At 42.8% G+C, this 407-nt stretch carries 1 protein-coding gene; it reads right to left on the bottom strand.

Annotated features, from left to right (window positions below; genetic code table 11):
• Positions 1-407 (bottom strand): Glu/Leu/Phe/Val dehydrogenase dimerization domain-containing protein (locus tag P8V03_RS19095; RefSeq protein WP_318799385.1); only part of this gene is annotated, 407 nt, incomplete at both ends.

The following is a 407-nucleotide window of genomic DNA, read 5'->3' as shown; positions in this document are numbered from 1 at the left end:
CTCTTAACATTTCAACCATGTAGTCTATCTTCTCACCAGTTACTCCAGCTGGATCATAGATGTATCCGTCTGGACCGGAAAGTGTTACAACTTTTCCACCTAAATCGCTAACCTTTTGGCAAACTCCCCAAGCAACGTTACCGAAACCTGAAACTACAACAGTTTTTCCTTCGAAAGTTTCTCCTTCGTGCTTTAACATTTCGTTACAGTAGTAAGTTACTCCGAAACCTGTAGCTTCTGGTCTTATTAAGCTTCCGCCATAAGTTAAGCCTTTTCCAGTAAGAACTCCGTTCTCGAAAGCTCCTCTGATTCTTCTATATTGTCCATAAAGGTAACCAATTTCTCTTCCGCCAACTCCGATGTCTCCAGCAGGAACGTCAACGTCTGGTCCGATATGTCTGTAAAGC

It is taken from the genome of Clostridium tanneri (assembly GCF_033659955.1).
In the GTDB taxonomy this organism is placed as follows: Bacteria; Bacillota; Clostridia; order Clostridiales; family Clostridiaceae; genus Clostridium_AM; species Clostridium_AM tanneri.
Note: the sequence above shows the minus strand (reverse complement) of the source record. Positions and strands in the feature narration are given on the sequence as shown.